12 protein-coding genes and 1 pseudogene are annotated in these 16,121 nt (G+C 54.6%); 1 reads left to right on the plus strand and 12 read right to left on the minus strand.

Annotated features, from left to right (window positions below; all coding sequences use genetic code 11):
* Positions 1-68: 68 nt before the first annotated feature.
* The 8 genes and pseudogenes from MKZ79_RS05725 to MKZ79_RS05765 all read right to left on the minus strand — a co-directional run bounded on the left by MKZ79_RS05725 (position 69) and on the right by MKZ79_RS05765 (position 9,199).
* The gene (locus MKZ79_RS05725; protein WP_336141359.1) at positions 69-1,595 is read right to left on the minus strand and encodes a sensor domain-containing diguanylate cyclase; all 1,527 of its coding nucleotides are present in this window, start codon (positions 1,593-1,595) and stop codon (positions 69-71) included.
* A gap of 118 nt (positions 1,596-1,713) precedes the next feature.
* Positions 1,714-3,258, minus strand: a complete 1,545-nt coding sequence (locus tag MKZ79_RS05730; RefSeq protein ID WP_336140666.1) for a methyl-accepting chemotaxis protein — start codon at positions 3,256-3,258, stop codon at positions 1,714-1,716.
* 271 nt (positions 3,259-3,529) lie between these two features.
* Positions 3,530-3,877 (minus strand): HNH nuclease YajD, encoded by a 348-nt coding sequence (gene yajD, locus MKZ79_RS05735; protein ID WP_336140667.1) that lies wholly within the window; start codon positions 3,875-3,877, stop codon positions 3,530-3,532.
* Between the two features lie 138 nt (positions 3,878-4,015).
* Positions 4,016-4,350: pseudogene (locus MKZ79_RS05740) on the minus strand (cupin domain-containing protein).
* Between the two features lie 186 nt (positions 4,351-4,536).
* Complete coding sequence (locus tag MKZ79_RS05745; protein WP_336140668.1) at positions 4,537-5,736, minus strand: macrolide family glycosyltransferase; 1,200 nt, start codon at positions 5,734-5,736, stop codon at positions 4,537-4,539.
* 253 nt (positions 5,737-5,989) lie between these two features.
* Positions 5,990-6,298 carry a hypothetical protein gene (locus tag MKZ79_RS05750; RefSeq protein WP_336140669.1) on the minus strand — a complete coding sequence of 103 codons (309 nt, stop codon included), beginning with the start codon at positions 6,296-6,298 and terminating at the stop codon, positions 5,990-5,992.
* Between the two features lie 858 nt (positions 6,299-7,156).
* Positions 7,157-8,188 (minus strand): methionine synthase, encoded by a 1,032-nt coding sequence (locus MKZ79_RS05760; RefSeq protein WP_336140670.1) that lies wholly within the window; start codon positions 8,186-8,188, stop codon positions 7,157-7,159.
* Positions 8,189-8,215: 27 nt separating this feature from the next.
* On the minus strand, positions 8,216-9,199 hold the full coding sequence (locus MKZ79_RS05765; protein ID WP_336140671.1) for a DUF1852 domain-containing protein: 984 nt from the start codon (positions 9,197-9,199) through the stop codon (positions 8,216-8,218).
* A 426-nt stretch (positions 9,200-9,625) separates the two neighbouring features.
* Here MKZ79_RS05765 and MKZ79_RS05770 point away from each other — a divergent pair, with 426 nt between their 5' ends.
* The gene (locus tag MKZ79_RS05770) at positions 9,626-9,850 is read left to right on the plus strand and encodes a hypothetical protein (RefSeq protein WP_336140672.1); all 225 of its coding nucleotides are present in this window, start codon (positions 9,626-9,628) and stop codon (positions 9,848-9,850) included.
* Positions 9,851-9,923: 73 nt separating this feature from the next.
* On the opposite strand, the gene betA is transcribed toward MKZ79_RS05770, so the two are convergent.
* The 4 genes from betA to MKZ79_RS05790 all read right to left on the minus strand — a co-directional run bounded on the left by betA (position 9,924) and on the right by MKZ79_RS05790 (position 15,482).
* Positions 9,924-11,612, minus strand: coding sequence for a choline dehydrogenase (betA, locus tag MKZ79_RS05775; protein ID WP_336140673.1), 1,689 nt, complete (start codon positions 11,610-11,612; stop codon positions 9,924-9,926).
* Positions 11,613-11,672: 60 nt separating this feature from the next.
* Positions 11,673-13,130 carry a betaine-aldehyde dehydrogenase gene (gene betB / locus MKZ79_RS05780; protein ID WP_336141360.1) on the minus strand — a complete coding sequence of 486 codons (1,458 nt, stop codon included), beginning with the start codon at positions 13,128-13,130 and terminating at the stop codon, positions 11,673-11,675.
* A 26-nt stretch (positions 13,131-13,156) separates the two neighbouring features.
* Positions 13,157-13,753, minus strand: coding sequence for a transcriptional regulator BetI (gene betI / locus MKZ79_RS05785; protein WP_336140674.1), 597 nt, complete (start codon positions 13,751-13,753; stop codon positions 13,157-13,159).
* Positions 13,754-14,033: 280 nt separating this feature from the next.
* Positions 14,034-15,482, minus strand: coding sequence for a flagellin N-terminal helical domain-containing protein (locus MKZ79_RS05790; protein WP_336140675.1), 1,449 nt, complete (start codon positions 15,480-15,482; stop codon positions 14,034-14,036).
* Between the last annotated feature and the right edge of the window lie 639 nt (positions 15,483-16,121).

A 16,121-nucleotide genomic window follows, 5' to 3' on the forward strand; every position in this document is an offset into this window, starting at 1 on the left:
CGATGACGTGTCAGGTGAAGATAAAAGCGTCAAAAGGAGGTGTTCGCTTCTTATCTATCGGGTCAGCGTTATTCAGGCTGACTGCCGCCGCTAACAGCACGGTTCCTTCCGTTTCGCTTGGCGTGATAAAGTGCGTTATCCGCCAGCTCTTTAAGCTCTTCCGCCTCACTGGCATCGCCTTTGGCGACGAGCGTGCCGCAGCCTGCGCTGATGGTCACTACCTCACCTGCTACAGACGTTGCCTTATGTGCCAGCCCGGCATTCAACACGGCCTGCACCGCTCGTTGCGCCACTTTTAATGCGTCGGTCGGGCCGGTGTTTGGCAGGATGATAGCGAACTCTTCTCCACCGTAACGAGCCACGATATCGTCGCTGCGATGGATAACATTCTTCAGAACAGCCCCTACATTTTTCAGGCACTGATCGCCTGCCACATGGCCATAGGTATCGTTGTAGCGCTTAAAGTAGTCGATATCGACCATAATCAGCGACAGCGGTTCACCAGACTTAGCTGAGCGCTCCAGGTTTTTTTCCAGCAGCACGTCAAACTGTCTGCGGTTGGCGAGTCCGGTCAGACCATCCACCAGAGCCAGTGACTGCAGCGTATGGTTGATGCTGGTAAGCTCATCCCTGACCAGCGTCAGCTCCAGCTGGTTTCTTACGTTGACCTTGACCTGCCTCAACATAAAGCAGCCCATCCCGGTGATGATAAACAGCAGCACGACATTGAGTGCCAGATCCACCAGGTTTTCAGACACCCATTCGGCACGGGCTGCGTCCCGGTCATAGCCTGCTGTCACAATCAGCGGATACCGCTCCAGCCGGGCGTAACCGAAAACCCGATCCACGCCGTCAAGTGCCGAGCGCCACGTCGCGCTGCCGCTGTCAGAGACTTTGAGCACGCTTTTGAACAGCGGGCTGGAAGAGAGGCTGCGGTTAATATAGGAGTCCGGCAAAGGACGAATGTAGAGTACGGAGGTGTCGGCAAGAATAAGTGCCAGCATATCCCGCTCGCCCAGACTGTAATAGCTGTAAAACTGCCGGAAATAGTCCACCTTAACCGTCGCCAGCGCGACGCCGGCAAAGTTGCCGAAGGCATCGTTGAGCCGCATTGATACAGGTATGACCAGGTCGCCCGTCGAGCGGCTTCGTATCACGCGACCGATATGGACGTTCATATCATCATGCGTGCGGTGCCAGATAAAATAGTCCCGGTCAGCGTTGCTGGCCTTTGCCGGCACGTAGTTGCCTGAGGTGGCGACCCAGTTACCCTGTTTGTCATAGATAAACAGGCCATGCAGTTGAGGAAGCTTTCCCTGCTGCTCAAGAATTTGCGTTTTGAAGGCTGTCGTTGAGGCATACGTCGGCCCGTTCTGCTTAAGCTGCCTGACCTCATCGGTAAGAATGATATCCACCTGCAGAAAGGCATCCTCCGCCTGTTTAGCAAGGGATACGGAAAGATTCCGCGCTTCTCTCTCCCGCTCGCTAAGCTTGAGATGCCAGTCATTCCAGAGTGACCAGGCGTTAATACCGACAACCGCCAGTGCGATGACAAACAAAAATGCCGCCAGGCTCCGACCCAGTGATGTCCGCATCAGCGGTGACGAGAAGTTATCTGATGATGAATTCAAGAAGCCGTCACTCCGGATCGTAAGGGTTAAGTCAAAATATAGCAGACGGCAGGTTTTCCCCGTCATCCTGACGGGGCGACCATCAAACCTTAAAGGTTTCTACCATGCCACGCAGCGCATGTACCTGCTCAGCCAGTGATTGCGAGGCCGTGGAGGATTCTTCCACCAGCGCGGCGTTGCTCTGCGTCACGCCATCCATCTGGCCGACGGCTACGGTCACCTGAGAAATACCCTGCATCTGCTCATTTGAAGCCAGCGCGATTTCGTCCATAGCGCCCGCCAGCTCGCTGACACGGGCGTTAACGCTCATAATATTTTCCGCCGTTCCATCGGCTACCGTTACGCCGTTTTTGACCAGCGCTGAAGCGTTTTCGATCAGGCTTTTGATATCCCGGGCAGCCGTCGCGCTGCGCTGTGCCAGCGTGCGTACTTCGCTGGCGACTACGGCAAAGCCACGACCATGCTCGCCGGCGCGTGCGGCCTCAACAGCCGCGTTGAGGGCCAGGATGTTGGTCTGGAAAGCAATGCCTTCGATGGTGGCGGTAATTTCCCCGACCCTGGCCGCGCTGGCGGAGATGTCAGCCATGGTTTTGGTCATCGTCCGGACGTTCTCTTCACCGCTCTTAACCAGACGAACGGTTTCTCGCGCCGCACCCGCCGTATGCGTCGCGCCCGCCGTGTTGCTGCGTACCGTGGCCGTCAGCTGTTCCATACTGGCTGCGGTTTCCTGCAGAGCCGCCGCCTGCTGCTCGGTTCGTGCGGAAAGTTCGGTGTTTCCGCGGGCAATTTCATCAGATGCCAGCGCCACCGAAGCCGACGCATCTTTAATCTGTGAAACCATCTCACCCAGCCCTTTCTGCATCCGCACAAGCGACGCCAGCATGCTGGAACTGTCGCCCTGGCGAAGCGTAACCCGAGAGGTGAGATCGCCGCCCGCGATGGCGGCCGCCAGCGCCTGCGCCTCAGCAGGCTCGCCGCCCAGCTGACGCATCAGCACCCGCACCGTCAGATAACCGGTAGCTGCGGCCAGCAGGATGGAAACAGCCAGAAGGATAAAGAGCGTTACTGACGCTCTCTGGCTTTCATCGCTGCTCTCCGCCATAGCACTGCTGGCATTACGCATCTGAATATCCGTCATGGTACCCAGCGCATCCAGCAACGCGCGCTGCGCCGGGCGCGTCACGTTCATCAGATAAGGAACGGCTTCATTCTGAATATTCTGCATACCAAGCTGAGCAGCCTTATCAAACTTAGGCATCGCCTCTTTCTCGCGCTCAAGGATCAGCTTCATGGCTTCACGTCCGGCCGGGGTAGAATTCACCTGCATAAGCTGTAACAGCTCATCGCGACTGTTAGCAAACTGCGCCTTCTGCTTCTGCACGCGCTCCCATTCCGGCTGCATCTCTTTAGGATCGGTCAGCAACGCAAGGTTACGTACCGCAATGGCCAGGTCGCGAACGTTACCGCGCATATCAAGCGCAAGCTTATACTTCTTCATCTTGATGTTAACGACTTCGTTCATCCCTTCCCGGGCATGCCCTAACGCGTTAATCGCAACACCGGTACAGATAGAGAGTAACAGCACCATCAGGCTGAAGCCGATAGCAAGGCGGACGGAAACTTTCATAACAATTAACCCATGAGGTAGAGGAATATACCTACTATCGGCATTTTGAAAGTTTCATTTAGAATACGTTTATTGATTTTTTTTAGGACACATGCAATGGAAGCTATTGCCACTGAGGCTTTTAAGAAGCCAACGGGTCAGAAAGGCAGCTTTGTAGCGTGACGGGAAGAGGAAGAAGTGCCGCTTGCAGACGGGCCCAAGTCTGTTTGTTGCTCACAGCGGGCTTTCCATTTCACCAGTCAGCCCGCCCTGCTGCAAAATTTTCCGCAGCCTACTTCTTCTTGTTCAGCATCGCCTGCAAATCAGCAAAAGGATTATAGGTAGCCGCAGCGACATCTTTCTGTGCATCCTCACCCGCCACCACGCTGGTGCCGTACTGGTCGGCCTCGGTGTATTTGGAATGTTCGTGATCGTGGCAGTAGAGGCACAATAGCTCCCAGTTGCTGCCATCTTCCGGGTTATTAGTGTGATCGTGATCGATATGATGCACGGTTAACTCACGCAAGTTTGAGTAAACAAACTCGCGCGCGCAGCGTCCGCATACCCAGGGATAGATTTTCAGTGCTTTTTCACGGTAGCCGCTTTCCAGCCGCGCATAGTTTTTTGGGATCAAAGCCATTATTGCCGTTACCTTAAAAAGTTTAGCCTTACTGGCGCAGGCCAGTTTGCCCAATAAGATAAAGGAAGTTGCCTGCTGCGTCAGCTTTTCCTCATCGCGCCGTCCAGCCTTTGTTTTATAGCCAGCGCTGGCAATACCTTAAAGATCGGTACGATCTCCGCGAGTCGTTGGATGTGAAATGACAATAAACTCTACGGGCGACGCAGTATCGTTGCTGGCCTGGTGTTTTGCTTCGGGAGGAATTTCCAGCCCCTGCTGGCTGCTGAGGGTATGGACTTCACCTTCCAGCTCCATAGTAAGCACGCCCTCCAGCACAAAGAAAAACTGCCGGGCAGCGGAGTGAAAGTGACGGGTTTCAGCAGTGCAGGCGGCATTTTCTCGTGTATCACCAGCATATCTTTGCGATTTACCAGGTACCAGCCGTCACACTTATCGCCCCAGAAGTAATGGTCAGCATTCTCTTTTGAAATCATCAGTGCTTTCCCGTTCGTTTATCTCTGCCTTGCAGAACGCCCGGCTGCGCAGCCTACTCAAGCTGGCTGGCAATCCGCCGCAGCTGTTCAGCAAGCTTTTTTAAATCCTGTTGCTGGCCAGCTAGTGGGAGCCATTTTATAGCGCGCAGCGCGGTTAGCCTGCCGCTAGTTTTTTATTTGACCCTGTTATACTGCCTGGTCGCGAAGCCGGGTGCCGCTCAAAACGCGATCGAACAGATCGGCTGCCGCGTCGGCACCGCCAGCCGCTTTCAGCTGCTGCTGAAATTTTGCAATCTGCGCCCGGCAAATTTCGCTGCCATGAAGCGCGCGTGCGGCGGCGAGCAACCCTTCCGCATCGACCGTTTCCCGGGGTAAATAAAGGCCCAGCCCCAGTTGCTGAAGACGTCTGGCATTAAGCCGCTGTTCCGCCTGCTGAGGAACGGCAATAACCGGAACGCCAAAATGCGCGGCTTCCATCAGGCTATTCATGCCAGCGTGCGTGATAAACAGGCTGGCAGTTTGCAGCACTTCAAGCTGAGGGATCTGCGCGTGAACTTCGATATTGGCCGTTATCGGCAGCAGTTCCTCAGGCGTTACGTAGTGGCCAATGGACAAAATCAGATGAAATTCAGTGTCAGCGAACGCCGCGATACAGGCGTTGAAAAAATCGCGCTGGTTAGTATAAACAGAGCCTAAAGACGCCACTACCACAGGACGCGGCTGTCGTGTCGCCACCCATTTGTTCTCCGTGGGCCGCTCGACAATTTCAGGCCCGACGAAGATCACGCTGGGATCGACCGTCTCCGCCTTCTCCTGAAAGCCGCGTGGAATAAAGGCAACGACGTTATCATGACGGGACAACAGAGCAGGAAGATCGAGCATTACCCCTTTTTTATGCAACAGGGAATTGAGGATCGGCAAACAGGGCCACGCGTTTCCCGTTATTCCCAGCCACTCTTCAGACTGTCCCTGATAGCTTACATGAGTAGGATTAAGCGCGATGGAAGGGATTTGCCACAGGCTGGCGAATATTTTCCCCAGCCAGCTTAACGGCCCGTAAGCGATAATATCCGGGCGATCGTTAACAAAGGCGTTAAACAGCGTGTCATAGGTTAGCGTCGCCTCTGTCGCCAGCTCGACCACTACGTGACCCATATCTTCCGGGCGAGGTTTCTCTTTGCTAAACGTAGGCTGATAGAGTATCGGCGTTGCGCCGCAGGCAGTCAGTAAAGGCGCAAATTCGGCCGATGTGGTATAGCTGACCCGGTATCCCCGCGCCACCAGCTCTTTGACCAGGCCCAGCGTGGGATTGACATGACCATGTTCGGCGCAATTAAAAATCGCCACGTGCGGCCTGCTGCTTTTTACCTCAACACGTAATTCCATACTCGCTCCGATAACATGCCTGACAGGCAGGGACAATCCCTGCCAGCCGTTATAAGCAGCATGCCATCATTCCTTTAAAGGCGTATTACAGCAATAAAGGAAAGCAGATATCGGATTAATTGGATAATGCCCTATCGTTATTTTTCCCCGGCGTTAGTTTAATCGCGCGTCAGTCTGAGCTTTTACAGCAAATAAACCGTATAAAACAGGTGAGACTGCTGTTACAGAAACAAAGAGAACGATTCGGGACGGATCAGAGGTTCTCGGGTAAATGCTTTCTGGGCACGCGATTGACATAGCCTTTTGCTTTCGGCACCGGCGCTGGCGTAAGGCATTCCCCGCTTTTCTGACGCTTTTTTGCCGTTCCGGCGCTGGCTTTAGCGGGCAGCGCCGCACAGGCTCGCGGCCTGGCGCTGGCGGCTTTTGGCTTCACAGCTTTAGCGCTGGCCTCCTGCCGGAAGCCGCTTTGCTGTGCGCCAGAGCAGAGCTGGCACGGTTTAATAGCGGCGTAACGGCCTTTAGCCACGGTCATCGCCTGATGATAATAATAAAACGAACCCAAAAAGGCCTGTCCTTCCTGCTGCAGCCTGCGGCAATTTTTGCCATGCAAGGTTATCTCTGAGTCGGGATGAGCACAAACATAGTAATAAGAGGAATTTAACACTGTGACTTCCTTGAAATGCTGTGTATAGCCTTAAATTTTCAAAGGCTAAATTAAGTAACCCCTGAACCCAGGGATAAAATAAAATTTTTTATTTTGAGTTGGCCGATGCAGCGCCCGGGCTGTAACGTCCCCGTTCAGCGACGTTACGGCATAAAGTAAGCGGCTCAGCGCAGCCCATTATTAACGCCGTTCGAATCAATAAATTATAGAATTTTTGATTATTTTATCGGCCAACTTACGCCTGAATAACACTGGCGCCGATTGAATGTAGTTCACTTTCAGCAGAATGCAAGGAAGCGTGGCAAAAAAATTATGCGCTGATTCTGATCTTTTCCGACAGGCTCACCCCGGAAAGCTTTATAAAGGAAAATGCCCCCACCTGCTTAAGCAGCAACTGGCAGGAACTTATTGCAGGCGTCGCGGTATGGGGCGTTCACAGGGGCATGACACAGGGGCTTCTTGATGCCATGATCGCCCGTCCGGCGCCAGTCGATCTGGGCGGCACGGCGTTTGGCTTTTTAGCTTGCTGAGCGGAGCGGGTTTGCTCCGCGATATTTGAGGGGCGGCATCAACTTTCTTCGTTGATGCGGCGATTTGCGTGTTAACGCAGCTGCTCACCCGTTTTGCGCCGGATAAAGCACCGCCACTACGGCCATGGTGAATTTAAACGCCAGGCGTCAGGTCGCGCTATGGTATCCGCTTTTTACTCAGCCCGGTGATTAACCGCATCCTTAACCCGGACTGAGTAGTCAGGCTTTATTTTGCCAGCAGCTCTCTGCGCACGATTTCGGCGCCTGCGCTCAGCGCATTCAGCTTGCCGTTGGCCACGCGACGAGAAAGCGGCGTCATCCCGCAGTTGGTGCAGGGATAGAGTTTATCCGCATCCACAAACTGCAGCGCTTTGCGCAGCGTTTCGGCCACTTCTTCCGGCGTCTCGATAGTGTTGGTCGCCACATCGATAGCGCCGACCATCACTTTTTTGCCACGGATCAGTTCAATCAATTCCATTGGCACGTGAGAGTTCTGGCACTCCAGCGAAACGATGTCGATGCTGGATTTCTGCAGCTTCGGGAAAACCTCTTCATACTGACGCCATTCGGTACCCAGCGTTTTTTTCCAGTCCGTATTGGCTTTGATGCCGTAGCCATAGCAGATATGCACGGCGGTTTCGCATTTCAGCCCTTCCGCCGCCCTTTCCAGCGCGGCGATGCCCCAGTCATTGACCTCATCAAAAAAGACGTTAAAAGCTGGCTCGTCGAACTGGATAATATCCACGCCCGCCGCTTCTAGCTCTTTCGCTTCCTGATTCAGGATTTTGGCGAATTCCCAGGCCAGTTTCTCACGGCTTTTATAGTGGCCGTCATACAGCGTATCGATCATGGTCATCGGGCCAGGCAGCGCCCATTTGATCGGCTGGCTGGTTTGCTGACGCAGGAATTTGGCATCATCAACAAACACCGGTTTGCGGCGGGCAACTTCGCCTACCACCGACGGCACGCTCGCCTCATAGCGGTTACGAATTTTCATGATTTCGCGCTTCGCAAAATCAACGCCGTCGAGATGCTCGATAAAGGTGGTAACAAAATGCTGGCGCGTCTGTTCGCCGTCGCTGACGATATCAATGCCCGCTTTTAGCTGGTCGTCCAGGCACAAACGCAGCGCGTCCAGTTTACCGTCGACGAGATCCTGACCCTCTGGTTTCCAGGGCGACCAGAGCGTTTCCGGCTGCGCAAGCCATGAAGGTTTCGGCAGGCTGCCGGCGGTAGAAGTCGGTAATAATTTTTTCATCACAGGTGACCTTATAATTTTAATGAATCAAAGCGCGAAACCAGCAGACCATTGCTCAAGCACCGTTTGGTAAGGCTTGATGAAGTGCTCTTCCGTAAATTTACCTTGCTCAATAGCCAGTCGGCTGCGCTCTTCGCGATCGTAAACAATTTGCGTTAAAGAGTAGTCCTGATAGTTCAGGCTGGGCTGATAGCAACTTCCTGCCGGAGAGTTGGCGTTATAGATCTCCGGGCGATAAATCTTCTGGAAAGTCTCCATGGTACTGATGGTGGCAATCAGCTCCAGGTTGCTGTAGTCGTTAACCAAATCACCAACAAAATAGAAGGCCAAAGGCGCGACGCTGTTTGGCGGCATAAAGTAGCGAGCCTTCAGCCCCATTTTTGCAAAGTAGTCATCGGTCAGCGAAGACTCATGCTGCTCGTATTCAATGCCCAGTACGGGATGCTGATTGCCGGTACGATGGTAAGTATTTTTGCTGGAAACGCTTAAGCAGATGACCGGCGGCTTGCTAAAGTTCTCTTTATAAGTTTCTGAGTTAATAAAAGCCTTGAAGATGTTGCCGTGCAGATCGCCAAAGTTAGCTGGCGTACTGAAGCTTTTTTTCTCTTTGTTATGGTCTAACAGCACTACGCTGAAATCATAATCGCGTACGTAAGATGAGAAGTTATTGCCGACAATACCTTCAATGCGCTGATTGGTTTTTTTATCAACAATATTGGTTTTCAATATTTCAATCACCGGAAAGGTTTTGCCTTCGCCAGCCGCATCCACATTCATCCCAACGGAAATAATATCCAGCTCCACGGCGTAGCGATCGCTTTTTGGGTTGTCCCAGTGCGCCAGAGAATTAAAACGGTTGTCGATCATCACCAGCGCGTTATGCAGGTTTTCCTGGCGCTTGTGGCCTCTGGCCAGGTTAGCGAAGTTGGTGGTGATACGCGTATTCTCGGAAGGATTATAATTTTCGTCAAAACGCAGGCTTTTTACGGTAAAGGCAAACTCGTTATTCATCTTTCTGTCCCGATTTTATTTCCGACCTATGAGGGTTTTGTAATTTTGCTGTTTCATTTAAGGCCCTCATATCAGCGATGGTTATAAGCAATGTCTACTTTATGCCTTAGTCGCTGGTTGAAGAAAAGTGATATGTTTTCAACGAACATGAAGGAATTTCATGATCATTCGGGCTTTCTCAATGCGCTTTGAGGCTCTGAAACCAAATGGCCGTACAGGATATGACGGAATTCACCACGCCAGGCCGCTTATGCCTGCGCTGTAGCGCAAGTTTGCTTAACGAATTCCGCCAGACGTTAGCGCATTTAAAGCGTAACGGCAGGTAAACAAGTTTTAAATTTATAACGGCTGGAAAGTTAACTGGCGCAGCCAGGCTATAGTGACTAAGGATGATCTGATACTTATTAAAATTAAGGAAGCAAGACTATGAAAAACCTGCCAATTATCGCTCTTACCGCCGGACTGCTGCTGGCAATGAGTTCTCAGGCCGAAGCAAAAGGCTGCCTTAAAGGCGCGGCCGTAGGCGGCGTGGCGGGCCATGTCGTTCATCACGGCGTGGCCGGAGCGGCCGCCGGCTGCGCGGTAGGCCATCACAAGGCCAATAAGAAAGAGAAGGAAAAAGAAGCCGACAAGCAGCAGGAGCAGAAATAAAACGAAAATCGCCCGCAGAGCGCGGGCGACTTTGTTTCTATGTCCGGCTGCTTTCAGCAAGCCGGATTGGCTATCAGGCCAGGCCTTCTTCCTGCACCCGCTCCGCTTCCGCTTTTTCACGCTGCAGCTTGTAATAGTCTGCTTTCGAAGCGGACAGCGGCGTACGGCCGCGAATGACATCCGCCATTTTCTCGGCAATCATCACCGTAGGGGCGTTCAGGTTGCCGGTCGTGATCTGCGGCATGATAGACGCATCCACTACGCGCAGACGCTGCATACCATGCACGCGCCCTTCCGCATCCACTACTGCCATTTCGTCGTTGCCCATCGCGCAGCTACCGCAAGGATGGTAGGCCGTTTCCGCATGGTCGCGAATAAAGGCGTCGATCTGCTCGTCGGTCTGTACCGACGCGCCTGGCTGGATCTCTTCACCGCAGTACTCCGCCAGAGCGGGCTGGCGCATGATTTCACGCGTGTGGCGCACTGCGCTACGGAACTCTTCCCAGTCGCGTTGTTCCGACATGTAGTTAAAGAAGATCGACGGCGCGGCGTACGGATGTTTCGACGTTAGCTTGACGCGACCGCGGCTCATCGAGCGCATCGGGCCGACGTGCGCCTGGAAACCGTGCTCTTTCACCGGGCTGCTGCCGTTGTAATTGATGGCGACCGGCAGGAAGTGATACTGCAGATCCGGCCAGTCCGGCTTATCATCGCTGCGGATAAAGCCGCCCGCTTCGAACTGGTTGCTGGCGCCGATACCGGTACCGCTGAAGAGCCATTCCGCGCCGATCGCAGGCTGGTTCCACCACTGCAGCGACGGATAAAGGCTGACCGGCTTTTTGCAGCGGAACTGCATATAGACTTCCAGGTGATCCTGCAGATTGCGGCCAACGCCCGGCAGCGCGTGCACAACCGGGATATCCAGCTCGCGCAGCCACTCTTCCGGGCCGACGCCGGAACGCTGCAGGATTTGCGGCGAGGCGATAGCGCCAGCGCACAGCAGCACTTCACGCGCGGCCGTCGCCTGCTCCTCTTTGCCGTTGCGCAGCCAGCAAACGCCGGTGGCGGTTTTCCCCTCGAACAGAATACGATCGGTCTGCGCGTGGGTAATAATAGTCAGGTTCGGACGCTGCTTCGCCACGTCCAGATAGCCGCGCGCGGTGCTGGAGCGACGGCCCTGCGGCGTCACGGTGCGATCCATCGGGCCAAAGCCATCCTGACGGTAGCCGTTCATATCGTCGGTTTCATGATGACCAGCCTGCACCGCCGCGTCGATAAAGGCGCGGAACAGCGGGTTATTGCCTTTTTTCGGCGTGGTGACGCTCAGATAGCCGTCGCCGCCGTGGTAGTCGTTTTCACCGATATCGCGCTTTTCCGCCTTGCGGAAGTAAGGCAGGCAATTGAGATAAGACCAGTTTTCCAGGCCTGGCTTGCTGGCCCAGTTATCGTAGTCCATCGCGTTGCCGCGCACGTAGCACATGCCGTTAATCAGCGACGAGCCGCCCAAGCCTTTGCCGCGCCCGCACTCCATGCGGCGGTTATTCATCATCGGCTCCGGATCGGTCTCAAAAGCCCAGTTATAGCGTTTCCCCTGCAGCGGATAAGCCAAAGCGGCTGGCATTTGGGTACGGAAGTCCCAGCGGTGATCCTTGCCGCCTGCTTCCAGTAAAAGTACCGATACGTCAGCATCCTCAGTCAGTCGCGTCGCCAGCACGTTGCCGGCCGAGCCGGCGCCAATAATGATATAGTCAAATTTCTGCATTAAACCTCCGGAAAGCTGCGGCCTGCGCCGCAGCAAAAGTATGTTGTAACGAAACGACGTTCAGAACGCGGACGGATAGTCGCCCATTTCAATCAGCACGGATTTGGTGCGCGTATAGTGGTGCAGGGTTTCCAGACCGTTTTCGCGGCCAACGCCGGACTGCTTATAGCCGCCGACCGGCATTGGCGCAGGCGATTCACCCCAGCTGTTTACCCAGCAAATTCCCGCCTCAAGCTGATGAATTACGCGGTGCGCGCGGTTCAGCGAGGTGGTGAAGACGCCAGCCGCCAGGCCATATTCGGTGTTGTTGGCACGTTCGATCACTTCCTGCTCGTCATCGAACACCAGCACGCTCATCACCGGCCCGAAGATCTCTTCCTGCACGATGCGCATCTCGTCGGTGCAGTCGGTGAAGACGGTTGGTTCAACGTAGCAGCCTTTTGCCATCTCGCCTTCGGTAATACGCGAACCGCCAGCCAGCACGCGAGCGCCTTCCTGCTTGCCGATCTCCAGATAGGAAACCACTTTCCGGCAGTGCTCTTCGCTGACCAGCGGGCCGAAGTTGGTTTGCGGATCGGTCGGGTCGCCGCATTTGATACCGGCCATTTTTTCCAGCAGGCGCTTTTCAAACGCTTCTTTCATCGAGCGATGAACAAACACTCGCGTGCCGTTGGTACAGACCTGACCGGTGCTGTAGAAGTTAGCCATCATCGCGCCGTCCACGGCACGTTCCAGCTCGGCATCTTCAAACACGATCAGCGGAGATTTGCCGCCCAGCTCCATTGTGACCGACTTCAGGTTTGCCAGCGCCGCATCCGCCATCACGCGTTTGCCGGTGCCGACTTCGCCAGTAAAGGAAACCTTGGCGATTTTCGGATGCTGGCTCAGACCCTGGCCAACCTGGCCCGCGCCCTGCACCACGTTGAATACGCCGTCCGGCAGACCCGCTTCGGTAAAGATCTTCGCCAGCTCCAGCGCGCTCAGCGGCGTGACTTCGCTCGGTTTAAAGATCATCGCATTGCCAGTCGCCAGCGCGGGCGCGCTTTTCCACATGGCGATCTGGATTGGGTAGTTCCAGGCGCCGATACCGGCGCAAACGCCCAGCGGCTCGCGGCGGGTATAGACCAGCGCGCTGTCGCGCAGCGGAATAGATTCGCCTTCCACCGCTACCGCCAGACCGGCGTAATATTCCAGCACGTCCGCGCCGGTAACGATATCCACCGCTTCGGTTTCGCTCAGCGGTTTACCGGTGTCCGCGGTTTCCAGTGCGGCCAGCTGCTGGTTGCGCTCGCGCAGAATAGCCACGGCTTTCAACAGTACGCGGCTGCGCTCAACCGGCGTATAGCTGCGCCAGATGCGCTGGCCAGCTTCGGCCGTAGCGACAGCCCGGTCGATATCCTGCTGGCTCGCCGAGGTGATTTCGGCCAACACTTCGCCATTGGCGGGATTGATGGTGGTGAATGTTTCGCCATGACCCGCTTCTTCGCGGCCATTGATGTAAAGTCCACGGCGTTGCATATCGGCCATGTCTCCTCCTTTGGGGGTTAAGTTGCCGGGCGTGAAAGCCACAGCGCGAGATTCTGGTAACAAAGCTGACGGGCTTCGATTAGCCCCTGCGCCATCGGCTGCGGCGCCAGCGTCATGCGCAACCACAGGCCATCGATTAGCGCTGCCATGCTGGCTCCCGCCGAGCGTGCCATCTCGTTCGGCAGAGCGCGAGTGAACTGCGCCGTCAGGTTGGAATAGAGACGGCGATCGTTGATGCGCTGCAGTCGCTGCAGATCCGGCTGGTGCAGGCTACTGCTCCAGAACGCCAGCCAGGTTTTCAACACCGGCCCGGCAATCTGCGACACATCGAAGTTGCCGTCGATTATCGCCCGGATCTGCGCCTGCGGCTCATCTGCCGCGTTGCTGCGGTGATGCTGTACCGCCTGATAAAGATCCAGCAGGATCTGGCGCATACAGGCATCCAGCAGCCCGTTTTTATCGCCGAAATAGTGGCTGACGATCCCCGTAGAGACGCCTGCCTCTTTCGCTATCAGCGCCAGGCTGGCATCGGCCAGGCCGACCCGGTCAATCACCGTCAGCGTCGCGTGGATCAGCTGCGCCTGACGGATCGCTTTCATTCCAACTTTTGGCATCGCTTCATCGGTTTCAGCTATTGAATAACGAAGATTATAGACTTTTTATATTGAACGTTCAATCAAGAAAAACCCGCGACCGCTTTTTGTAGCGGTTTCAGAAGGTAGGATTGTTAAAAAAGACAGAGTGCCGAAGCGCTTTATCTGTTTGATATAAAAAAGAATAGAGACAAAGACACGTGTTGCCAGTAAAGGAAATTTAAAAATAAATATTGAGGATTGTTACTAACTAAGGAGGGAGTGTAATGACGGTTTATTTAGCCGTCCGTGGCCGTAATTTTTAATCGCGCAGCAGCGTCAGGACGTTTTGCGCCGACTGATTCGCCATTTTCATCACGGCGTTTTGCCCCTGATCTTTAATCTGCGCTTTTGCCAGCTGACTGGCTTCCTGGGCGTAATCCGCGTCCTGAATGCGGCTCTGCGCCGCCTGGGTAGCGATGCTCTGCTGCGACAGCACCGACTTGTTCGATTCGTAGCGGTTGATCTTCGAGCCGTAGTCGGAACGGTAGCCGTTAACCTTGTTCAGCGCCGCATCCAGCGCGGTCATTGAGGTGCGGATCGCGCCGTCAGTCAGCAGGCTGGTGTTGTTCAGCCCCAGCGTTTTGGTGTCGGACGGCGTCGGCCCCAGCGTATCCGACTGCACCGGCTGGCCATAATTGGCGCTGGTGATCACCTCCAGCGGCTGGCTCTGCTTCGGCGGCACCGCTGGCGTAGTGGTCGGCTGCGGCAGCGAACCCCAGGTCAGATTGCTGTTAAAGGAGCCGTTGCCGACCACCACCACGATAAGATCTTCCGTGACGTTATCGATACTGATCCGTTCCAGCGGATTGCTGGTTACCGTGCCGTCATTGGCCGCGCCGGTGGAGGCATCCTCATAGCGATCGCCGTCGCCGCTGTAGGTGATGCTCATCCCGTTATAGCTGGTGGTTTCGCTGCCGTTCAGCGCCCACGAAGAGCCGCCTTCGTTCAAATCAGAGGCGTCATAGCTGGCGCCGCTGGTAAAGCCGTTGCTGACGCTCATCAGCTTGCTGGTGGCGGAAGCATCATCGGTGATGTTTTTACTGGCCCAGGTGAAGTCGGTCGCGCCGTCAACGGGCGTGCCGGCCAGATGTTTGCCGTCCCGCGTGAAGAGCTGCAGATCGTCATCCATACTTAATGAATCGATGGTGATCGAAATATTGGTGGTACCGGCCGGAATATAGGCCAGCGAGATCACGCCCGAGCTGAAGGAGTAGTTTTGTCCCTGCACCGGAAATTTGGTGCCGATCGGCGCAACGTCGCCCAGCAGTACCGGCGGCAGCTCCGGCGTGTCGGTCGCCAGCGGGAACTGACCGAAAATTTCGGTACCGTTGGCGATGCCGTTGATGCCCGCCAACAGCTGCTGATATTCGTCGTTATAGCTCTGTCGGTCGGAAGCCGACATGGTGCCGTTGGCGGCGCGTACCGCCAGACTTTTCGCTTTGATTAGCATATCGCTGATATTGCCCAGCGCGCTCTCCGCCGTCTGCGCATAGCTGATGGCGTCGTTAAGGCCGCGCGTCACCGCGCTGTCGGCGTTGACGTTAGCCTGCATACGGTTGGCGATAGCCTGGCCCGCCGCGTCGTCATGGGCGCCGTTAATGCGTAAACCGGAGGAAAGTCGCTCAATAGATTGCGCCAGCAGCGAGCTGTTCGCCGTACGAGCGTTGCCGGTGGCCAGGGCAGTTTCATTATTATTTATCGTTAACATTGTCACTCTGCACAATTATTGAGGTACGTGAGTTATCGGCCTGCGGCAAAGGGGCTTTAGCGGCAGGGGCAATCTTTACACTACTGTTTAACCATCCAGAGGTCAGGGTCTTCTCTTTGCTCAGCTCTGGTGCGAGGTGCTTTTCGCGCGGAGCCGCAGCAAGCAAAATTTTGCCGAAAAGTTTTTTTTTATTAATTAATAAGCACCCTGGCAGCCCGCAGGCCGCGTCATCGTTCTGGTCATAAAGATCGACCTGTCAGTAACGTGATTTATCTCTGTTTTTTATCAAAAAATATGCATAAACCAAGCATAATATTGCTTAACTTTGCTACTACAACAGATTTATCCGCGCCAAAGGGGCTTTGCTTTAGTTTCACCTGCAGGGCAATTCTTGCGCAGCTGGCAGCTCAATATGTTTCATAACCTGCTTACAATGGATATTTAAACCATTCGATGGCTCTTCACCTGAAATAAACACTAATAAAACAGCCCTTGACCTCATTTCAAAAAAGGCTTGCCTGACAGCAAACAATCGGCGAAATTAACCGCCGATTTTCCGAATTTATAACTATGCGGCTAAAGCCCGTCCTGATTTAAAGCGACTTAATTTTCGCCATGAATCAGGCGATTGACTCCAGA

This window comes from Erwinia sp. CGal63, from assembly GCF_037026505.1.
Classification (GTDB): domain Bacteria; phylum Pseudomonadota; class Gammaproteobacteria; order Enterobacterales; family Enterobacteriaceae; genus Erwinia.

What these genes read in the sequence shown, in the direction of transcription:
- MKZ79_RS05725 (WP_336141359.1), bottom strand. Translation starts at nt 1,595, where the DNA reads ATGCGGACATCACTGGGTCGGAGCCTGGCGGCATTTTTGTTTGTCATC.
- MKZ79_RS05730 (WP_336140666.1), bottom strand. Translation starts at nt 3,258, where the DNA reads ATGAAAGTTTCCGTCCGCCTTGCTATCGGCTTCAGCCTGATGGTGCTG.
- yajD (WP_336140667.1), bottom strand. Translation starts at nt 3,877, where the DNA reads ATGGCTTTGATCCCAAAAAACTATGCGCGGCTGGAAAGCGGCTACCGT.
- MKZ79_RS05745 (WP_336140668.1), bottom strand. Translation starts at nt 5,736, where the DNA reads ATGGAATTACGTGTTGAGGTAAAAAGCAGCAGGCCGCACGTGGCGATT.
- MKZ79_RS05760 (WP_336140670.1), bottom strand. Translation starts at nt 8,188, where the DNA reads ATGAAAAAATTATTACCGACTTCTACCGCCGGCAGCCTGCCGAAACCT.
- MKZ79_RS05765 (WP_336140671.1), bottom strand. Translation starts at nt 9,199, where the DNA reads ATGAATAACGAGTTTGCCTTTACCGTAAAAAGCCTGCGTTTTGACGAA.
- MKZ79_RS05770 (WP_336140672.1), top strand. Translation starts at nt 9,626, where the DNA reads ATGAAAAACCTGCCAATTATCGCTCTTACCGCCGGACTGCTGCTGGCA.
- betA (WP_336140673.1), bottom strand. Translation starts at nt 11,612, where the DNA reads ATGCAGAAATTTGACTATATCATTATTGGCGCCGGCTCGGCCGGCAAC.
- betB (WP_336141360.1), bottom strand. Translation starts at nt 13,130, where the DNA reads ATGCAACGCCGTGGACTTTACATCAATGGCCGCGAAGAAGCGGGTCAT.
- betI (WP_336140674.1), bottom strand. Translation starts at nt 13,753, where the DNA reads ATGCCAAAAGTTGGAATGAAAGCGATCCGTCAGGCGCAGCTGATCCAC.
- MKZ79_RS05790 (WP_336140675.1), bottom strand. Translation starts at nt 15,482, where the DNA reads ATGTTAACGATAAATAATAATGAAACTGCCCTGGCCACCGGCAACGCT.